Origin of the sequence: Aliidiomarina shirensis (assembly GCF_003987345.1) — a bacterium.
Classification (GTDB): Bacteria; Pseudomonadota; Gammaproteobacteria; order Enterobacterales; family Alteromonadaceae; genus Aliidiomarina; species Aliidiomarina shirensis.
In genome coordinates this window covers 24,303-41,140 of the sequence record NZ_PIPP01000007.1, presented here as the reverse complement: position 1 = coordinate 41,140, position 16,838 = coordinate 24,303, and the positions used below count along the sequence as shown (strand labels likewise).

Annotated in this window: 14 protein-coding genes and 1 tRNA gene; 10 read left to right on the top strand and 5 right to left on the bottom strand. The window is 46.3% G+C overall.

The genetic code is table 11. The features are described 5' to 3' along the window. Positions 1-68 precede the first annotated feature (68 nt). Together lptF and lptG are read left to right on the top strand one after the other, a co-directional pair. Positions 69-1,181 (top strand): LPS export ABC transporter permease LptF, encoded by a 1,113-nt coding sequence (gene lptF, locus CWE13_RS11955; protein WP_126808926.1) that lies wholly within the window; start codon positions 69-71, stop codon positions 1,179-1,181. Continuing rightward, positions 1,181-2,248 (top strand): LPS export ABC transporter permease LptG, encoded by a 1,068-nt coding sequence (lptG, locus tag CWE13_RS11950; RefSeq protein WP_126808924.1) that lies wholly within the window; start codon positions 1,181-1,183, stop codon positions 2,246-2,248. The genes lptF and lptG overlap by 1 nt, the downstream gene beginning before the upstream one ends. Here lptG and CWE13_RS11945 read toward each other — a convergent pair whose 3' ends face one another. Beyond that, complete coding sequence (locus CWE13_RS11945; protein ID WP_126808922.1) at positions 2,249-2,788, bottom strand: RDD family protein; 540 nt, start codon at positions 2,786-2,788, stop codon at positions 2,249-2,251. Between the two features lie 137 nt (positions 2,789-2,925). Here CWE13_RS11945 and CWE13_RS11940 point away from each other — a divergent pair. Further along, positions 2,926-3,012: transfer RNA gene (locus tag CWE13_RS11940), tRNA-Leu, on the top strand. Positions 3,013-3,110: 98 nt separating this feature from the next. Here the strand turns inward: CWE13_RS11940 and CWE13_RS11935 are convergent. Next, a complete protein-coding gene (locus CWE13_RS11935) occupies positions 3,111-3,785 on the bottom strand; it encodes a DUF3047 domain-containing protein (protein WP_126808920.1) in 675 nt (224 codons plus the stop codon). Positions 3,786-3,858: 73 nt separating this feature from the next. After that, a complete protein-coding gene (locus CWE13_RS11930; RefSeq protein WP_126808919.1) occupies positions 3,859-4,854 on the bottom strand; it encodes a branched-chain amino acid aminotransferase in 996 nt (331 codons plus the stop codon). Positions 4,855-5,369: 515 nt separating this feature from the next. Here CWE13_RS11930 and ectA point away from each other — a divergent pair. From ectA to CWE13_RS11910, 4 genes are all read left to right on the top strand, one after another. After that, on the top strand, positions 5,370-5,855 hold the full coding sequence (ectA, locus tag CWE13_RS11925; RefSeq protein ID WP_126808917.1) for a diaminobutyrate acetyltransferase: 486 nt from the start codon (positions 5,370-5,372) through the stop codon (positions 5,853-5,855). 43 nt (positions 5,856-5,898) lie between these two features. After that, positions 5,899-7,173: a diaminobutyrate--2-oxoglutarate transaminase gene (ectB, locus tag CWE13_RS11920; protein ID WP_126808915.1), complete on the top strand. Its 1,275-nt coding sequence runs from the start codon at positions 5,899-5,901 to the stop codon at positions 7,171-7,173. A 99-nt stretch (positions 7,174-7,272) separates the two neighbouring features. Continuing rightward, positions 7,273-7,671 (top strand): ectoine synthase, encoded by a 399-nt coding sequence (locus CWE13_RS11915; protein ID WP_126808913.1) that lies wholly within the window; start codon positions 7,273-7,275, stop codon positions 7,669-7,671. A gap of 51 nt (positions 7,672-7,722) precedes the next feature. Continuing rightward, complete coding sequence (locus CWE13_RS11910; protein WP_126808911.1) at positions 7,723-9,162, top strand: aspartate kinase; 1,440 nt, start codon at positions 7,723-7,725, stop codon at positions 9,160-9,162. 26 nt (positions 9,163-9,188) lie between these two features. Here the strand turns inward: CWE13_RS11910 and CWE13_RS11905 are convergent, their stop codons facing one another. Both CWE13_RS11905 and CWE13_RS11900 read right to left on the bottom strand, forming a co-directional pair. Then, on the bottom strand, positions 9,189-11,183 hold the full coding sequence (locus CWE13_RS11905; protein WP_126808909.1) for an acetyl-CoA hydrolase/transferase C-terminal domain-containing protein: 1,995 nt from the start codon (positions 11,181-11,183) through the stop codon (positions 9,189-9,191). Positions 11,184-11,199: 16 nt separating this feature from the next. Beyond that, a complete protein-coding gene (locus CWE13_RS11900; RefSeq protein ID WP_126808908.1) occupies positions 11,200-13,050 on the bottom strand; it encodes a DUF885 domain-containing protein in 1,851 nt (616 codons plus the stop codon). A 248-nt stretch (positions 13,051-13,298) separates the two neighbouring features. On the opposite strand from CWE13_RS11900, the gene rnr reads away from it, so the two are divergent. Genes rnr through CWE13_RS11885 form a run of 3 tightly spaced genes read left to right on the top strand, consistent with a single transcriptional unit; the run spans position 13,299 to position 16,830 of the window. Beyond that, on the top strand, positions 13,299-15,677 hold the full coding sequence (rnr, locus tag CWE13_RS11895) for a ribonuclease R (RefSeq protein ID WP_126808906.1): 2,379 nt from the start codon (positions 13,299-13,301) through the stop codon (positions 15,675-15,677). Then, positions 15,674-16,423 (top strand): 23S rRNA (guanosine(2251)-2'-O)-methyltransferase RlmB, encoded by a 750-nt coding sequence (rlmB, locus tag CWE13_RS11890; RefSeq protein ID WP_126808904.1) that lies wholly within the window; start codon positions 15,674-15,676, stop codon positions 16,421-16,423. The genes rnr and rlmB overlap by 4 nt, the downstream gene beginning before the upstream one ends. Then, a complete protein-coding gene (locus CWE13_RS11885; RefSeq protein ID WP_126808902.1) occupies positions 16,420-16,830 on the top strand; it encodes a hypothetical protein in 411 nt (136 codons plus the stop codon). The genes rlmB and CWE13_RS11885 overlap by 4 nt, the downstream gene beginning before the upstream one ends. The last annotated feature ends 8 nt before the right edge of the window (positions 16,831-16,838 follow it).

Genomic DNA, 16,838 nt, shown 5'->3' with positions numbered 1-16,838 from the left:
GTTAAAACACAAAGTTTACTGAAATATTCAGTGATTTCCAGTAAAAAGCGAAGTTAAGGGTTGGGCCTGTGCTCATATTTCGTTACATTATTCGTGAAACATTCAAAGCACAAATGGCTATTTTTGTGGTTTTGCTAACCATTTTTGTTAGTCAGCAATTCGTCCAGATTCTCACGGAAGCCTCGGAAGGGCAAATTCCTGCCCAACTCATTTTATTAGTACTCGGGTTACAGTTACCCGGATTAGCTTCATTACTGCTCCCTATAAGCCTTTTCCTTGGCGTTTTGATGGCTCAAGGGCGTTTATATGCGGATCATGAAATGGCGGTGTTTCACGCCTGTGGTGTGAGTGAATGGTATATCACCCGTGTTTCTCTAGCTTTTGCTGGTGTGCTTGCGCTCATAACCGCCTTGCTGACGCTTTGGTTGAGCCCGTGGGCACTGGCGCAAGAACAAACAATAGCCGATAGGTTACAGGCAGAGGCCGGCGTTTCGGTATTGCAATCAGGGCGTTTCCAACAAGCCGCTCAGCAGCGCGCGGTTATTTTTATTGAGAGCCAATCAGAAAGCGGAGAGTTGGAAGAAGTATTTGTGGCGCAATTACCAGCTCGGGGTGAAATGGCGGCCGAAGATGTGCGTGCTAGCGTGGTAATGGCAGCACGAGGACGTATTGAAATTTTACCAAATGGCGCGCAACAGATGGTGCTTGATGAAGGCCGCCGTTATTCGCAATCGCTTACCAATCTTGATCATCAAGTAATGCAGTTTGAACAATATCAAATTCAAATTCGCGAGCAGGAAGTAGATAGCACCGGGCGCCGTGAGGAGGCTATTCCAACCCGAGAGCTTTGGGGAGATTCAAGTAGTTCGGCGGCGGCCGAGCTCCAATGGCGAATCGCGATTCCGCTCGCAATGCCATTATTGATTCTCATCGCTGTACCTTTGAGCCGAGTAAACCCGCGACAGGGAAAATTCGCTCGAATAGCGCCAGCGTTGTTAATTTATTTAGGCTATTTCATGGTACTCATGGCGACTAAGCGAGCATTGGCTGATGGTTCGTTACCGATTGAGCTTGGCCTTTGGTGGATACATATTAGTTTAGCTATTATCGGCATTTCATTGTTGTTAAAAGAGCGTCCAGCCGGCTACCGAATGCGGGCAGCATTGCGAGGGCGAAAATAATGTTCAGTATTCTCGATCGCTACATTGGCAAAACAGTGTTACTCACCACGCTTTTGAGCCTATCGGTATTAACTGGCTTAAGCAGTTTGATTCGATTTGTCGAACAGATTCGTTCAATTGGCCGTGGCACCTATGAAATGTCTGATGTTTTGGTGTTCGTGCTCTTTAGTATTCCTCGCGATGTTGAAGTGTTTTTTCCGATGGCGGCTTTGTTGGGCGGCCTTATTGGTATGGGGTTATTAGCTAGCAGTAGCGAACTGACGGTAATGATGGCGGCGGGATTATCGCGCTTAAATATTATTGGATCGGTGATGAAATCTGCGGTGATTATGATGTTCGCTGTTTTAGCGATTGGTGAATGGGTTGCACCAAACGCGGAAGCGCAAGCACGGCAAATACGAGCACAAGCAATATCGGGCGGGAGTTTAATTTCCGGTGAGCAAGGTATTTGGGCCAAAGATGGTAATCGCTTTATCCATATTGGTGAAGTGTTGGATACCGGCACCTTGGAAAATGTAACCATTTATGAGTTTAATGGCCGGGAATTAGAGAAAGTGGTGCACGGAGGCAGAGCAACGTATGTCGGGCCTGATTGGTTTGTACACGATGCACAATACACGGAAGTGAGCCCTGATCGCGTTGCAAACTATCAACTTGCGAGTTGGTCGTGGCGCTCTACGCTAACGCCCGATAAGCTCGGCGCGGTTACCGTAAGGCCGGAATCGCTATCGATCAGCGGCCTCAACGATTACGTTAATTACCTAAAATCAAATCGGCAAGATGCCAGCCGCTACGAACTCGCCTTCTGGCGCAAAGTAGTAGTGCCATTTACGGTAACCGTTATGCTGCTGGTAGCGCTCTCGTTTATCTTTGGGCCGTTACGCTCTACCACCATGGGCGCGCGCGTGCTGTTGGGGGTCATCACCGGATTTACTTTTCACGTTTTCAATGAGGTGTTTGCTCCGATATCGCAGGTTTACAACTTACCGCCGTTGCTTGGTGCATTGCTACCCGGAATGTTGTTTGCCTCCGCCGCACTTTATATCTTGAGCCGAAACCGCATTTAGCTATTTCCAATTCACAAATTGGTTCGCTTCTTTGCTAAGCACCACAACTTCACATTTGGCAATGCGATCTTGCAGTGCCAATTTCTCACTGCCAAACAATACCCAAATATTACCTAATCCAAATAATGCGGTTACCGCTCGAATTAAGGCTTGTTTCTTGGTGATTCGTGAATTATCGGTATTACGAACCCGCAGCCGCCACGTACGCATGCCAAGGGTTTGCCCTCCGCGTACCCAAAACCCTACATAGAACCAGAGTAAAACGGAAATTAAATATACGGTGGTAAGTGGATTGCCCTGCAGTAAAGCTGCATGATCTTCACCGTCGGCGAGGTTGATTACGCCGGTTTTAGTAAAAATACCGAGCGCGGCTAGCAGCACCGCAAATGCGAACATGATAACGGCCGCGACAACCAAAGAATCATATACGATAGCCAAAATTCTGCGGCCGAAGCCGGCTCTTGGAACGGGAACGTACTCTAGGTTTTCGGTTTCAGTATTGGCGCTATTCTGAGCGCTAGAGGAAGGGGAGTTTACCATTTTTGTATAAATCCTGAACGAACGATTGCAAGATCATATCATGAAGTATTCTTTTTTATCATACATGCTTGCAAGAAGCTCCGGCATGGGTATAATGCGCTGCGTCTGGTTGATTCAGATGCAGCCTCCGAAGAAATGCCCGGGTGGCGAAATTGGTAGACGCAGCGGATTCAAAATCCGCCGCCAGAAATGGTGTGCCGGTTCGAGTCCGGCCCCGGGCACCACAACTAAAAATCCATGCATTCCCATACACTAAGCATTGCCCATACGCACTAACGCAGTTAACTCTATTCTGCCTCAAAGTAGCTTTGATCGAGCGCGATTATTCTGCATCACGAGCATGTAAGCGGATTCGGCGATACGAAGCCGATGATGATGAATTGCTATTATCACAATCCGTCATAATCGCAATCGCATTAATTTTATCAGGTACTTGCCCATGAAAGTTCTCGAAATCAGCTTGTAGATCTCGAGTTTCAGTTTGCCATTGATCACTTTCCGTTTTGCCAGAGCGCGCTGCTATCATGTGTGCCTGCTTCGCAAAAGGGTTAGGCCAGATGGCACCTATTTCGCTTTGCTGACTCCACACATAGTTTACAGCACGTGTCCGCCAGCGAAGAATTGAATGCTCTCGCACTACATAGATGCGAGCCGCATAATCATCACCATCTTTTTCGCGCTCGTTGCCTACGTCTGGAAACTGATTAACTTTCCATTCCCAGCTCAGCATAGGTGTTTCGGCGAGGTCAATTTCGCCACGATAGAACATGCCGGAAGCTTGGCCATCTTCGCAGGTTGCGAGGATATGCGATTGTTCCAGTTGGTTTTGCTCGGTTGTGGAGATCAGCCGGTAATCGGTATTGCCTTCGAATGAATGAGCCTCCCAATTGATAATGTCTTCCGGCTCCCAATCGGTAGCGGCGCTAACGACGCCAACCTGAACAGTGCAAATGTAAATGACAACGGGCAGCCATAGCACCGAATAATGTTTGCGCATGTATTGCTCCTATCCATTTTAGGACGATTATCAACGAGAGGCTTAAACTTTTGCCTTTTAAAACTCATGCCTTTTAAACTTTGCGCAACCAGCCATGTTTGTCTTCTTGCTTACCCCACTGAATTTCATTCAATGTTTCCCGCAGCTTTAACGTCGTTGGCCCTGGTTGACCTGAACCAATAACATGCTCTTTACCGTTATGGATTAAAGTGCCTACAGGTGCCAATACGGCAGCTGTACCTGATAGAGCGGCCTCGCAACCAGGGTGGCTAACGCGCTCTAAGAGCTCTTCAACACTCAAAGAGCGTTCTTGCACATCCATACCCATATCGCGGGCTATGGTTAGGATAGAATCGCGCGTTACGCCGTGTAGAAACGATGAATCGAGTGATTTGGTAATCACTTCGTTGCCGTCAATCAGAATAAAATTAGCGGCGCCAGTTTCCTGCACATCACCTTGAGGACAGAAAAGAACCTGATCTGCCTGATATTTTTCCTTTGCACGAAGAATCGGGCCCATGGCGCTCGCATAGTTACCACCGCTTTTAACCATACCCATGTGGGCGGCACAGCGCATTGTGTCTTCTTCAATTAACAAGCGTAATGCCACATCACCACCCGTAAAGTAAGCACCCACTTGCGATAACAGCACATATAGCATGGAACTAGTTGAGGGTGATGCAGCTTTACCAATAGCTGCCTCAGTTCCAACATGAGTCGGCCGGATATACATCGAACTTGGTGGTTGCGGAATCTCGTCAATCACATTAGCTAAACTGGATAGAATCATGTTTTCAAGCAGATCAGCGGGAAATGGTGGTAAATGCAAAAGATCGCTGCTTTGCTGCATTCGAGCGATATTTCTGTCCATACGAAAAACATATACCGAACCATCGTCGTGTTTAAATGCTTTCAACCCCTCAAAACAGGTGCTGGCATAATGCAATACGTGAGCTCCTGGATGTAGCGCAATACTGCTGCTACTAACGATTTCTGGCTTACTCCAAGTGTTATTTGTATAAGTAGCCATTGCCATGTTGGGCATGAATTGCGTACCGAATGCTGCCATCAGGTTTCCTTAAGTTGTGCTTTTGAATAGTGTCGACCATACACGAACTTCAGCCAAGGCTGAATGCTGAATTATTCGTTTTAGTATGATTTTTAAACGTTCACATTGTAGAGGATGGTTCATCACAAAAAAATTTTAAACGCTGCGCTTGTTCATTTCATTTTTAAATTTTTAGCAGAATTAAGATAAAAATTGGCTTCTGAGCGTTTTATATTCTATTTCTGCAGAATAATCGAACTTGCTATACCCTACATGCGCTCTGGGAGCTGGCTCGGTAGCCGAAAATTAAAGTATTCTATTTTTGCTAAATCGCGGTATGAGCGCTTTTCCGGCTTTCAATTCCCAAAAATAACTCTAATTCTATAAATTCAAACAGACAAGCGCCAAAAGTGAACCTTTTCTAGGTTTTGCCCTTGAAATTTTTATTATCTGGCCTAAGGTTTTATGGGTATCGAAAATATTAGTTTTTTCATCTATTTACTTATCGAATTGCAACAGCAGGATATGAGGAAGTAATGAAAATAGAACTAAAAATACCTGAATCTGAAGATGGGCTGGCAGTAAACCAGCTCGTTGCGCAGAACCCTCCTCTCGATACGAACTCACTATACTGCAATCTATTGCAGACCACCCATTTTGCAGAAACTGCCGTAGCCGCATGGCACGATGGCGAGCTAGTAGGCTTTGTATCCGGTTACATTAAACCCGAACAACCCGATACATATTTTTTGTGGCAGGTGGTGGTTGGCGAGGCGGCTCGAGGTCAGGGCTTAGCAAAACGCATGATTCAATCTATTTTTCAACGTTCGAATTTGGCGGCCGTAAGGTGGCTGGAAACGACTATTACCCCAGATAACGAGGCTTCACAGCGCTTATTTAAATCACTCGCTCGCGATTGGAGTGCACAGATTGATGTAAATGTGCTGTTTGATAAGCAGGAGCATTTTGGTGGCCAACATAATAGCGAAGAGCTTTATAGAATAGGGCCAATAAACAAGTAATTCGCCTTTTGTTATCTACTTTTTTATAAATTTGGAGCACAAAATGAATATTTTTGAGGAAATCGAATCTGAAGTTCGTTCTTACTCACGCTCATTCCCAACCGTTTTTACTACGGCTAAAAATGCACGCTTACAGAGCCGTGATGGTAAATCATATATAGATTTTTTAGCGGGTGCTGGAACCTTGAACTACGGGCACAATAATGATTATTTGAAGCAGCCATTGTTAGATTATATTCAGGCTGATGGCATTACTCATGGCTTAGATATGTATACCGAAGCCAAAGAGGGTTTCCTTAATGCTTTCAACGATATCATTATGAAACCGCGTGATCTCGATTATAAAGTGCAATTTACCGGGCCTACGGGCACCAATGCGGTAGAAGTTGCGCTAAAAATAGCACGTAAAGATAAAGGCCGTACGGGTATTGTTTCATTTACCAATGGTTATCATGGCTGCACTCTGGGTTCGCAAGCCGTTACCGGTAACAAAGGGCAACGTGCTGGCGCTGTGGTATCGCTCGGTGATGTAACTCGCATTCCTTATGATGATTATGGTGATCAAGCCGAGGATTTCATGGGATTGCGTCTTCTCGACCAAATGCTAAGCGATCCAGGTAGCGGTGTGGAGATACCCGCAGGCGTTATTGCCGAAACTGTGCAGGGTGAGGGCGGTTTGAACGCTGCGCGTATGGAATGGTTACAAGAGCTTGAAGCCCTATGCCGTAAATATGATATGTTGTTGATTATCGACGATATCCAAGCAGGTTGCGGGCGTACGGGGACATTCTTTAGCTTTGAGCCGGCGGGCATAAAACCGGATATTGTTACCTTATCTAAATCCTTAAGTGGTTATGGCTTGCCGTTTGCGGTTACGCTCCTGCGCCCAGATCTGGACCATTGGGAACCTGCTGAACACAACGGAACCTTTCGTGGTAATAACCTTGCGTTCATTACTGCGCGTGTAGCATTAGAAAAGTATTGGCAAGACGACAAGCTAATGCAGGACGTTAAAGAAAAAGCAGGACTTTTAGAGCAACGCTTCGGTGATATCTGCAAACGTTTTGATGGCGAGTTGAAGCTTAAAGGGCGCGGAATGATGCGCGGTATTGAAGTTGAAAATGGTGATATCGCGAGCCAAATTTGTGAGGAAGCATTTGCCAATGGGTTAGCGGTGGAAACCAGTGGTTCTTGGGGGCAGGTTGTTAAGTGCTTATGCCCGCTAACTATACCGATGGCAGATTTGAAAGAAGGCCTGGATATTCTCGAAAAGGCTTTTGCTAAAGTATTGCCTGAAGCGAAAGCTAAGGCGAGCTAAAAGAAAATAAGGTTAAAAGCAGCAGGCTAAAAGAATAGAAGAATCTTGCTAAATTAATTGATTAAGTACCACCGATAGTGGTGCGGGGAGAAAGATTAAATGATCGTACGTACTCTTGAAGAATGCCGTAATTCAAATCGTAAAGTAGATGGAGAAACTTGGAATAGTGTGCGGATGTCGCTTAAAGACGACAATATGGGCTATTCGTTTCATATCACAACAATTTACGCCAATACCGAAACTCCGATTCACTATAAAAATCACCTTGAAACGGTGTATTGCATTTATGGCGACGGATCTATTTTAGATAAGGCAACTGGCATTGAACATCCAATTAACCCGGGCACTGTTTATATGCTGAATAATAACGATGATCACATTCTTAAAGCCAAAACGGAATTGCAGATGGCATGTGTTTTCAATCCTCCGCTTAATGGCAAAGAAACGCATGGTCCAGATGGCGCTTATCCTCTCGAAGCGGAGGCAGTTACCGATTAATCGGCCATAAGGCAGGATTTTAAAAGCACAAGGATTCAGGAGGGTAACTACATGAAAGGCCATACGGTCGAAAAAATTGGTGGTACATCCATGAGCGATTATGCTGCTGTACGCGATAATATTATCGGCGTGCAGCGGCCGCATGACGAGCTCTATAATCGAGTGTTTGTGGTTTCAGCCTACTCTGGTATGACGAACATGTTGTTGGAAAATCAAAGTACCAATAAGCCAGGGGTATACGCACTGTTTGCAAATGATGACTCAGACTGGGCGTGGAACGAGCGACTAAGTGATGTATCGCGCGCAATGCATGAGCATAACGCGGAGTTATTTGATCAAGAGCACACGCGCAAACAGGCGGATCAATTGGTAACGGAACGGGTTGAAGGTATTCGCACATGCTTGCTCGATCTGCAACGCGTATGCTCCTACGGCCACTTTCAAATTGATGAACATTTATCAACAGTAAGGGAGATGCTTGCTGGCCTAGGGGAAGCGAACAGTGCATTCAATACCGTGTTGTTACTGCAATCTGAGGGTATCAATGCGCGCTTCGTGGATCTCACGGGCTGGCGCGAAACCGAGAACATGGCGCTTGATGATAAAATTCAGAGTGTTCTTGGTAAATACGACTTCAGTAAAGAAATGCTGATAGTGACCGGTTACACGCAATGCAAGGAAGCACTATTAACAACATTCGGGCGTGGGTATAGTGAAATTACCTTCAGCAAAATTGCTGAGCTAACGGGCGCTAGAGAAGCAGTCATTCATAAAGAGTATCACCTCTCTTCGGCGGATCCGAAAGTAGTGGGTGCTGATAAAGTGCAACCTATTGGCCGCACCAATTATGATGTTGCGGATCAATTATCGCTGATTGGCATGGAGGCGATTCATCCTAAATCGGCGCGAGGTCTGCGGCAAAAAGATATACCGCTGCGGGTGAAGAATACTTTTCAGCCCGATCACGACGGTACACTGATTACCAATGACTACAAAAGCGATGAGCCCTGCGTTGAAATTGTTGCAGGTAAACGTCGGGTGTTCGCACTGGATATATTCGATCAGGATATGGCTGGGGAACAAACGCATTTTCTTAATATTCAGAAGTTGGTAGCCGACTGCGAAGTTCCCTTGCTAGCCAGAGAGCATAATGCCAATACAGTAACGCTGTATATCCCTAGCGGCCTTGATGCTGTGAATAGGTTGAAGAAGCATCTGCAAAAACATTATCCAAACGCCGATATATCCAGCCGTAAAGTTGCTATTATTTCGGTTATTGGTAGCGATATGAACGTGCCCGGTATTCTCGCTGATGTTAGCAATGCACTTGCCGACGACGAGATTATTATTCTCGCCATGCAGCAAGGCATGCGGCAGGTAGATATCCGTGTAGTCGTTAATGATGAAGATTACGAAGCGGCACTTTGTGCATTGCACGGGAAGCTTTTTGGTGCAAAGGAATCTTCGGAAAAAAAGGCTAAATTCGCGTAAGCTTTAACGCACCGAAAGCTTGCTGTTTATTCATCTTGTGCCGCTACTTTTTTTAAGGCCAAGATGAATAAGCGGCGATCCAACCAGCTTTTTAAATCGCTTACCTTGTCCAATTGCATGCGCTTCATGAAGGCTTGATACTGCGCCTTGCCGGAACCAAACATTAGTGCCTGAAAAAGTGTTACTACTGTTCCAGTGCGGGTTGATGTAGCGGCTTTCAGGAGCTTTAGTGCTTTTCCGATTTTTAATTCATCATCAGTAAAATCAGTTCCGAACGGAAAAGCAGGAAAGAACTTTTGTTGCTGAAGTTCACGAAGATTGTTTGCAACGGCCGCAGGCGTGTTATTTTGCCATTGCTCGGGCAGTTCGAAGTTCGGATCTACCTTTCCTGCCTGCTGCGCTTGCTTTAACAAATGCGCCTGAAATCTAGAATCCGCGATTCGAATTAACGCTAAATAAACCTGCTCGTCGGCTTTGCCGCGAAGGTCTGCGATACCGTATTCAGTAATGACGATATCACGCAGATGTCGAGGAATCGTGCAATGACCATACGAGAAAAGTATATTGGATAATGTTTTCGAGCCAGCCGTGCGCGTGCTGCGAATGGTTAAAATAGAGCGGGCGCCCTTAAGATCATGAGCCATGGAAACAAAGTCATATTGCCCACCAACCCCACTTAATACCCGGCCATCTTCAAATCCATCGGATACAGCTGCGCCATCGAGCGTGCATTGCATTGCTGAATTAACGAAGCGAGCAAAAACACGTTGCGCTACTTTCAGGCGTTGATCACCAAAACGGTGATCATTTAGATCATTGATATAGTTAACACTGCTCATACAAATGAGCTCGCGTTGCTCACCGTTTAATTTTTCCAGTTTTTTATAGAAACTTCGAGGCCCTAGGTAAAAACCACCGTGCATAACCGTAGCATTTTTTAAGCGAGCGTCGTCGCTACGTTCGGGATCGAGCATTCCCGAATTAATGTCTTCCTGTAGATCGGCATCTGCATAAACCTTGCGCTTCAGGATGCCCGCTTCAAGAAGATGAATAAATCCATCCACCATCATTTCACTGCAGCCATATAATCCTTTAACGAAAGGCTCGGTACCGCCGTATTTTTTGGCGATAGGGAAGCGCTTTGCGATCTCAAGATTTCGATAAAGTTGTTGCCAAGCGTCGTTGTTCTGATGGCGTAAACAGGTGCTATAAATTAATGCAGCGCCTAAAGAGCCAATACCCACTTGCAATGTACCGCCATCTTTTAAGAGTGTGCTGGCATAGAATCCGATAAGATGGTCGCGTGCGTTAATTGGCGTTTGTGGGGCTGAAAATAACGGGTATTCAGCTTTCGTGTTTTCCAATACAAAATCGAATGTAGTAGTAGGCACCGAGGCATCTCGACCAAAAAATGGGAGATTTCTATTACATTCTGCTACCAGTGCAATTGGGTTGCTTTCCGTTTCCGCGTTGCGCAAATTCATGAATAAATCGAGGGATAAATCGGGGTTGCAACTGAGGCTAAATTGCTCGGGATAGTTCGGATCTGTATCGGGAGCTACTAGTTGGCCAATAACATTTACGCCAAGCGCCATCAGATCGCGCATTGCATGGGTGTAGTTGGTACAGATATAGCGCCGCTGCTGCTCATTATGATGCAGAAAACTCCCAGCTTGGAAGAAGAATTCAGATACCTTTACGTTTTTCGGAAGCTTGTGATTGAGAACATCCCTGGCGTAATCCAACTCGGGAATATCACCATATAGGCGTTCAAGGAAAGGCTCCATAAAGCGCTTTTCAAGCCCCTCGGCGGGAACGGGCGGGAGTAATGAAAGCGCAGTAACTATGTGAAGCTCGAAAGTAGGGTTTTCTTTCGCGTATTGATACAAGGCGTTTGCAAAATGAATAGGTTTCCCTAAACCGAGCGGAAGGCCCAGAGTGATTTTGTTACCCACCCGCTGAACCACTTTTTCAACGCATACACTACTTTGCGAAACTCTCAGCGGGTGGTTTCTGGTCATGTTCAATGCTCCTAGGTTATTCGCCTTGCCCGTACTTTACGGTTTCAATCCATTGCTGCACACGTTGTTCTAATATTGGTAATGGTAATGAACCACCCCCTAAAACCGTATCGTGGAAGCCGCGAATATCGAAGCTATCACCAAGTTCTTCTTCAGCTTGCGCGCGCAGTTCTTGAATACGCAGCATACCTATTTTGTATGCGGTTGCCTGCCCCGGCCAAACTAAATAACGTTGAACTTCGGCACGAACTGAACCTTCAGTAATTGGCGTGTTTTCAAGGAAATAAGCTACGGCTTCATCTTCGTTCCAACCAAGTGCATGCATGCCGGTATCAACTACTAAGCGAACCGCACGCCAAATCTCAGCCGTTAAACGGCCAAAATCGGAGTAATCATCGCGATAACCGCCCATTTCTTTGGCCAGTAACTCTGAGTACAGGGCCCAACCCTCTACATATACGGTGTGGCGATCTTGAGTACGAAACTGCGGAATGTTCTCCAGTTCTTGAGCAATTGATATTTGCATGTGATGGCCAGGATTACCCTCATGGTAGGCCACGGCCTCCATATCTACCTTAGGCATCGAGCTCATATCAGATAAATGGGCATAGTAGATACCTGGGCGCGAACCATCGGGAGTACCCGGAAAATAGTGTTGCGGTGCGCCATCTTCTTCGCGGAACGCTTCAACGCGGCGCACCACTAAATCAGCTTTTGGCAAAATACCAAAGAAATCAGGAAGGCGATCGGCAATACCATCAAGATAAGCCGTTGAATCATCGATGTAAGCTTGGCGGCCTTCATCAGTATTGGGGTATAGGAATTGCTCATCAGTACGCACAAAATCAAAGAACTCTTGCAAGGTGCCAGCAAAACCAACACGCTCCTGAATAGCGCGCATCTCTTCTTGAATTCGAGCTACTTCATCGATACCGATTTGGTGAACTTCTTCTGCGGTTAATTCGGTGGTGGTGTGGAACCACAGCATAAAGTTGTAGTAATCGCGCCCACCTTCATATTTGGCTACACCGGTAGGATTGCTATCCGCATTCACCATATCCTCTTCTAACCAATCCACTAAGCGCTGGTAAGCGGGGCCAACATGATTGATGAGCGCACTACGAACGTCATTCTCAAGGGATTCCGCTACCTGGCTATCGATAGCATCTGATTCTAATAACTCTGCAATCTTATTTTCTGCATCTTCAAATAAGGGAGCTGATGCAGCGCCTTCAGTAAAAGGTTTACCATCAATTAAGGCGCGGGCTTGCCGCAATGCGCCACGGTAACCAAAATCGGGTACACGAATACCTTGTTCAGCGCGTTCTTGAGCCATAGCTAGGAGGGTATCAATGGAGGTCTCAAGGTGCTGCAAACGTGAAATGTACGCCCGCATATCATTTTCATTATCTACCGCATGAAACGAAATTAAGAATTGTGGAAGCGCTGAATGGATACTCGACATCTGGTGGAAGATATATGCCATATCACGATATTCAAAAGCCCGAGCATCTCGTTCTACTTGATAAGCCCAAAGGTCGTAAGAAGTTTTTGCTTCTTGATTAAGGCTGGCATAATCGAAATTTTGCTCCATCTCAGTAACGGTGGCTTGCGACCACTCAACCATTTCCCTTTGCCCTTCTTCACTGACATCGTTTAAGCGGTCATATTGTTCTTTGCGCCCTAGCATCGTAAGTTGCATCGGTGTCATCTGCAGCCGTTCTTCAAACTTCTCATCAAGCCATAGGTTTAAGCGCTCTGATTCGGTTAATGCTGCTTGTGAGCCATTGGTATCTTCGGTGGTAGGTGAATCGCTGCACGCGGTGAGTAGGGCTATTAACGCCCCAGCAATTAGTAATTTACGCATTTGAGGTAACCTCTATCATTCAATTGAAACATGCCGGGGCGAAACTACGTTGCCAAAACGGCGCACAAAAGCTTTCGTGATGTAGTAAATAATATCCTAGCACGTTTTTATGTAGTGGTTATGGCTAGGAATAATGAATAAACTGCAACAAACATAGTCATTATCTAAAACGTCAACACAGTGATATACTAGACCAATACACAAACGGCTTTAAAGCCAGCAAAACAAGAGAAAAAGTTATTATCGATATGAATGACAAGACAACCCCAGAACAACCGCAGCATGATGTGGAAATCCCTTCGCGGGAAGACATGTTGGAAGTGGTAAAAAATGCGCTTAAGCCGGTAGCTTACCAAGATATCTTGAGCCATTTTAAGTTAACCGATGAGCGCCAGCATATTGGGGTGAAGAGGCGATTACGCGCTATGGAGCGCGACGGCCAACTGGTGTACACGCGCAATGATTCTTATGGCATGCCTGAACGTATGGATTTGCAGAAAGGCGAAGTAATTGGCCATCGCGATGGTTTTGGGTTCGTGCGCTTAGATGAAGGCGGACCCGATTTGTTTTTACCGTTTCATCAAATGCAAACCGTTATGCACGGTGATCGGGTGTTAGTGAAAGCGGGCGCTGCTGATGCCAAAGGGCGCAAAGAAGGCCGAATTGTAAGAACGTTAAATGATGAAGTCCGCCAAATTGTGGGCCGTTATTTTTTTGAAGATGGCATTGCTCTTGTAGTGCCAGATGATACTCGCGTAAGCCAAGATTTAATTATCCAGCCAGAGCACACGAATGGTGCTCGGCATGGACAAATTGTGGTAGCGGAAATTATTTCGCGGCCAAGCCGGCGTTCATCGCCGTTGGCAAAAATAGTAGAAATTATCGGCGACCACATGGCGCCGGGGATGGAAATCGAAGTAGCCATTCGTGAACACAATATTCCACACGAATGGCCTGCTGCAGTTGAACAAGAATCGAAATCGATTCCAACTGAAGTGCCAGAGGAAGATAAAAAAGGGCGCGTCGATCTTCGCCGCTTACCGCTGGTTACCATTGATGGTGAAGATGCGCGAGATTTCGATGATGCCGTATTCTGCCAACCCGACGATAAAGGGTTTCGTTTATGGGTAGCTATTGCTGATGTAAGCCATTACGTACGCCCTGGTAACGGGCTGGATCGGGAAGCGCTCAGCCGTGGTAACTCGGTATACTTTCCAAATCATGTCATTCCAATGTTACCTGAAGCGTTATCAAACGGTTTGTGTTCATTGAACCCGCAGGTAGATCGCTTGTGCATGGTTGCTGAAATGGTGATTGGTCCACGCGGCAAACTATTAGAATCGAGCTTTTACCCGGCATTGATGAATTCTCATGCGCGGCTAACGTACACCAAGGTAGCAGCGATTCTCGAGGGTGATAAAGAGCTCCGTAGTCAGTATCAGGCGGTTGTTCCTCACATCGAGAATTTGCAGGGCTTATATAAAGTATTGCGCGGTAGCCGTGAACGCCGAGGTGCTATTGATTTTGATACTGTGGAAACACGTTTCATTTTCAATGCAGAGCGCAAAATTGAGCGCATAGAGCCTGTGCACCGCAATCAAGCGCACATGCTGATTGAAGAATGCATGATTATGGCCAATGTGGCCGCGGCTAATTTTGTTGAGAAACATAAAGGTGCGGCACTGTTCCGTGTGCACGATTTACCCGACGAAGATCGCTTAATGGCGTTTCGCATGGTGCTTGGCGAAATGGGCTTAACCATGCCACTTCGTGATGAACCGGCGCCGGCTGATTTTGGTGAAGTGTTAAAGCAAGTAGCGGATCGGCCTGATAAAGAGTTGATTCAAACCATGCTACTGCGTTCATTGCAGCAAGCCATTTACACGGTAGAAAATCGTGGGCACTTTGGTTTAGCGTTGAAAGCTTATGCGCATTTCACATCACCAATTCGGCGTTACCCAGATTTGGTTTTGCACCGAGAAATTAAGCGTATTCTTGCTGAGCAACACCGTGGAATGCCGGGTTTGGAAGGGGCGCATCATTATGAGCCTAAACAACTTGCAGAACTGGGCCCGCATTGTTCGCAAACAGAGCGCCGTGCAGATGATGCCACCCGCCAAGTCGATGAGTGGCTGAAGTGTGAGTTCATGCAAGATCATGTTGGTGATGAATTTGAAGGCGTAATTTCAGCGGTTACGAACTTTGGTTTGTTCGTGCGGTTAACCGATTACATGATTGATGGCTTAGTGCATATATCGAACCTGAAGAGTGAATACTATCACTTCGATGCCGAGCGCCATTTATTAATTGGCGAATCAAGCGGCAGTGTATACCGGCTTGGTGATAAGGCTCGTGTTAAAGTAGCGGCTGTTAATCTGGACGAGCGCAAGATTGATTTTGAATTGTTGCATGTGGAGCAAACCTCTGATGCCTTAGCTCCGAAGCGCAGAGTTAAGCAAAAACACTCTGATAAGCGTGGGCCGAGTAAAGGCAAGGGCAGAGGCAAGAGCAAAAATTCGGCTGATAGAAAGCCTTCTGGGAAATCAGGCGGTAAAGCAAAAGCAGGGGCCCCAGCCGCTGCTAAAAGTGGTAAAAAACCTTCGACTAGGAAAAAACGTTCGCGATGAGTAAAAGTGAAACAGTATTTGGCATTCATTCGGTTAGCGCGTTGTTGCAGCATGCTCCCGAGCGAGCATTAGAATTATTTGTACAAAAAGATAGAGATGATCCTGCAATTCAAGAGATTGTGAAAGCCGCTCGTATTACCGGTGTCCGCCCGCAGTTTTGCCAACGTAAAACGTTGGATGATCGTGTACAAGAAGGCAATCATCAAGGTGTGTTGCTTATCGTAACGCCAGGTCGAGTATATCAAGAAAACGATTTGCCGGAGCTTGCGCAAAATGCAGGGCAAAAGGCGTTGTTTCTGGTTCTTGATCAAGTAACGGATCCGCATAATTTAGGGGCGTGTTTGCGTACCGCCGATGCAGCAGCCGTTACCGCAGTGATTGTGCCGAAGGATAAAGCGGCTGGTTTGAATGCAACCGTGCGCAAAGTAGCCAGTGGGGCTGCTGAAATTGTGCCTTTAGTTACCGCTACGAATTTAGCGCGTGCTATTCGCATTCTAAAAGATGAAGGTGTTTGGGTTACCGGCACTGCTGGTGAAGCCGATGCTACGTTATACGAAAACAAATTTGTTGGCCCGGTAGCACTGGTTATGGGCGCAGAAGGCGCCGGTATGCGCCGGCTCACGCGTGAGCTTTGTGATGATCTGATTTCAATTCCTTTGGCGGGTACCGTAAGTAGTTTGAATGTTTCGGTAGCTGCGGGTGTATGTTTATTTGAAGTAGTACGGCAACGGAGCGCCGGTAAATGATGAAGAAAATATTACCGCTGTTATTGATTGGTTTAGCGGTAGTGCTTTTTGCCATTATGTCTTGGTTCGGTTCATCGGATTCATCGGTGAGCCAATTCCGGCCGCCTATTGGGCTGGAAATAGAATACACCGAGAATGATCGTATGCAGAAACGGGTAGCGGATGATATTTTGTATCGCATGCAGACGCACCATGAGTATCGTTTGGCAACAGCACAAACAGGTACCCCGGTAGCCAATGTAGCGATCACCATTGAGCGTGTTGGTGATGATGCGATAAGAATTGTGGCCGATGTGAATGGCCAGCCTATTGTTGTAGAAGGCCCTGCTGAAGTTGCCTTAAGCCTCTCCGCAAAAATGTTTTCCCTCGTGAATAATGCATTTTCAGAGCTTGTTATCGCTGGTTAGTTCGCGTA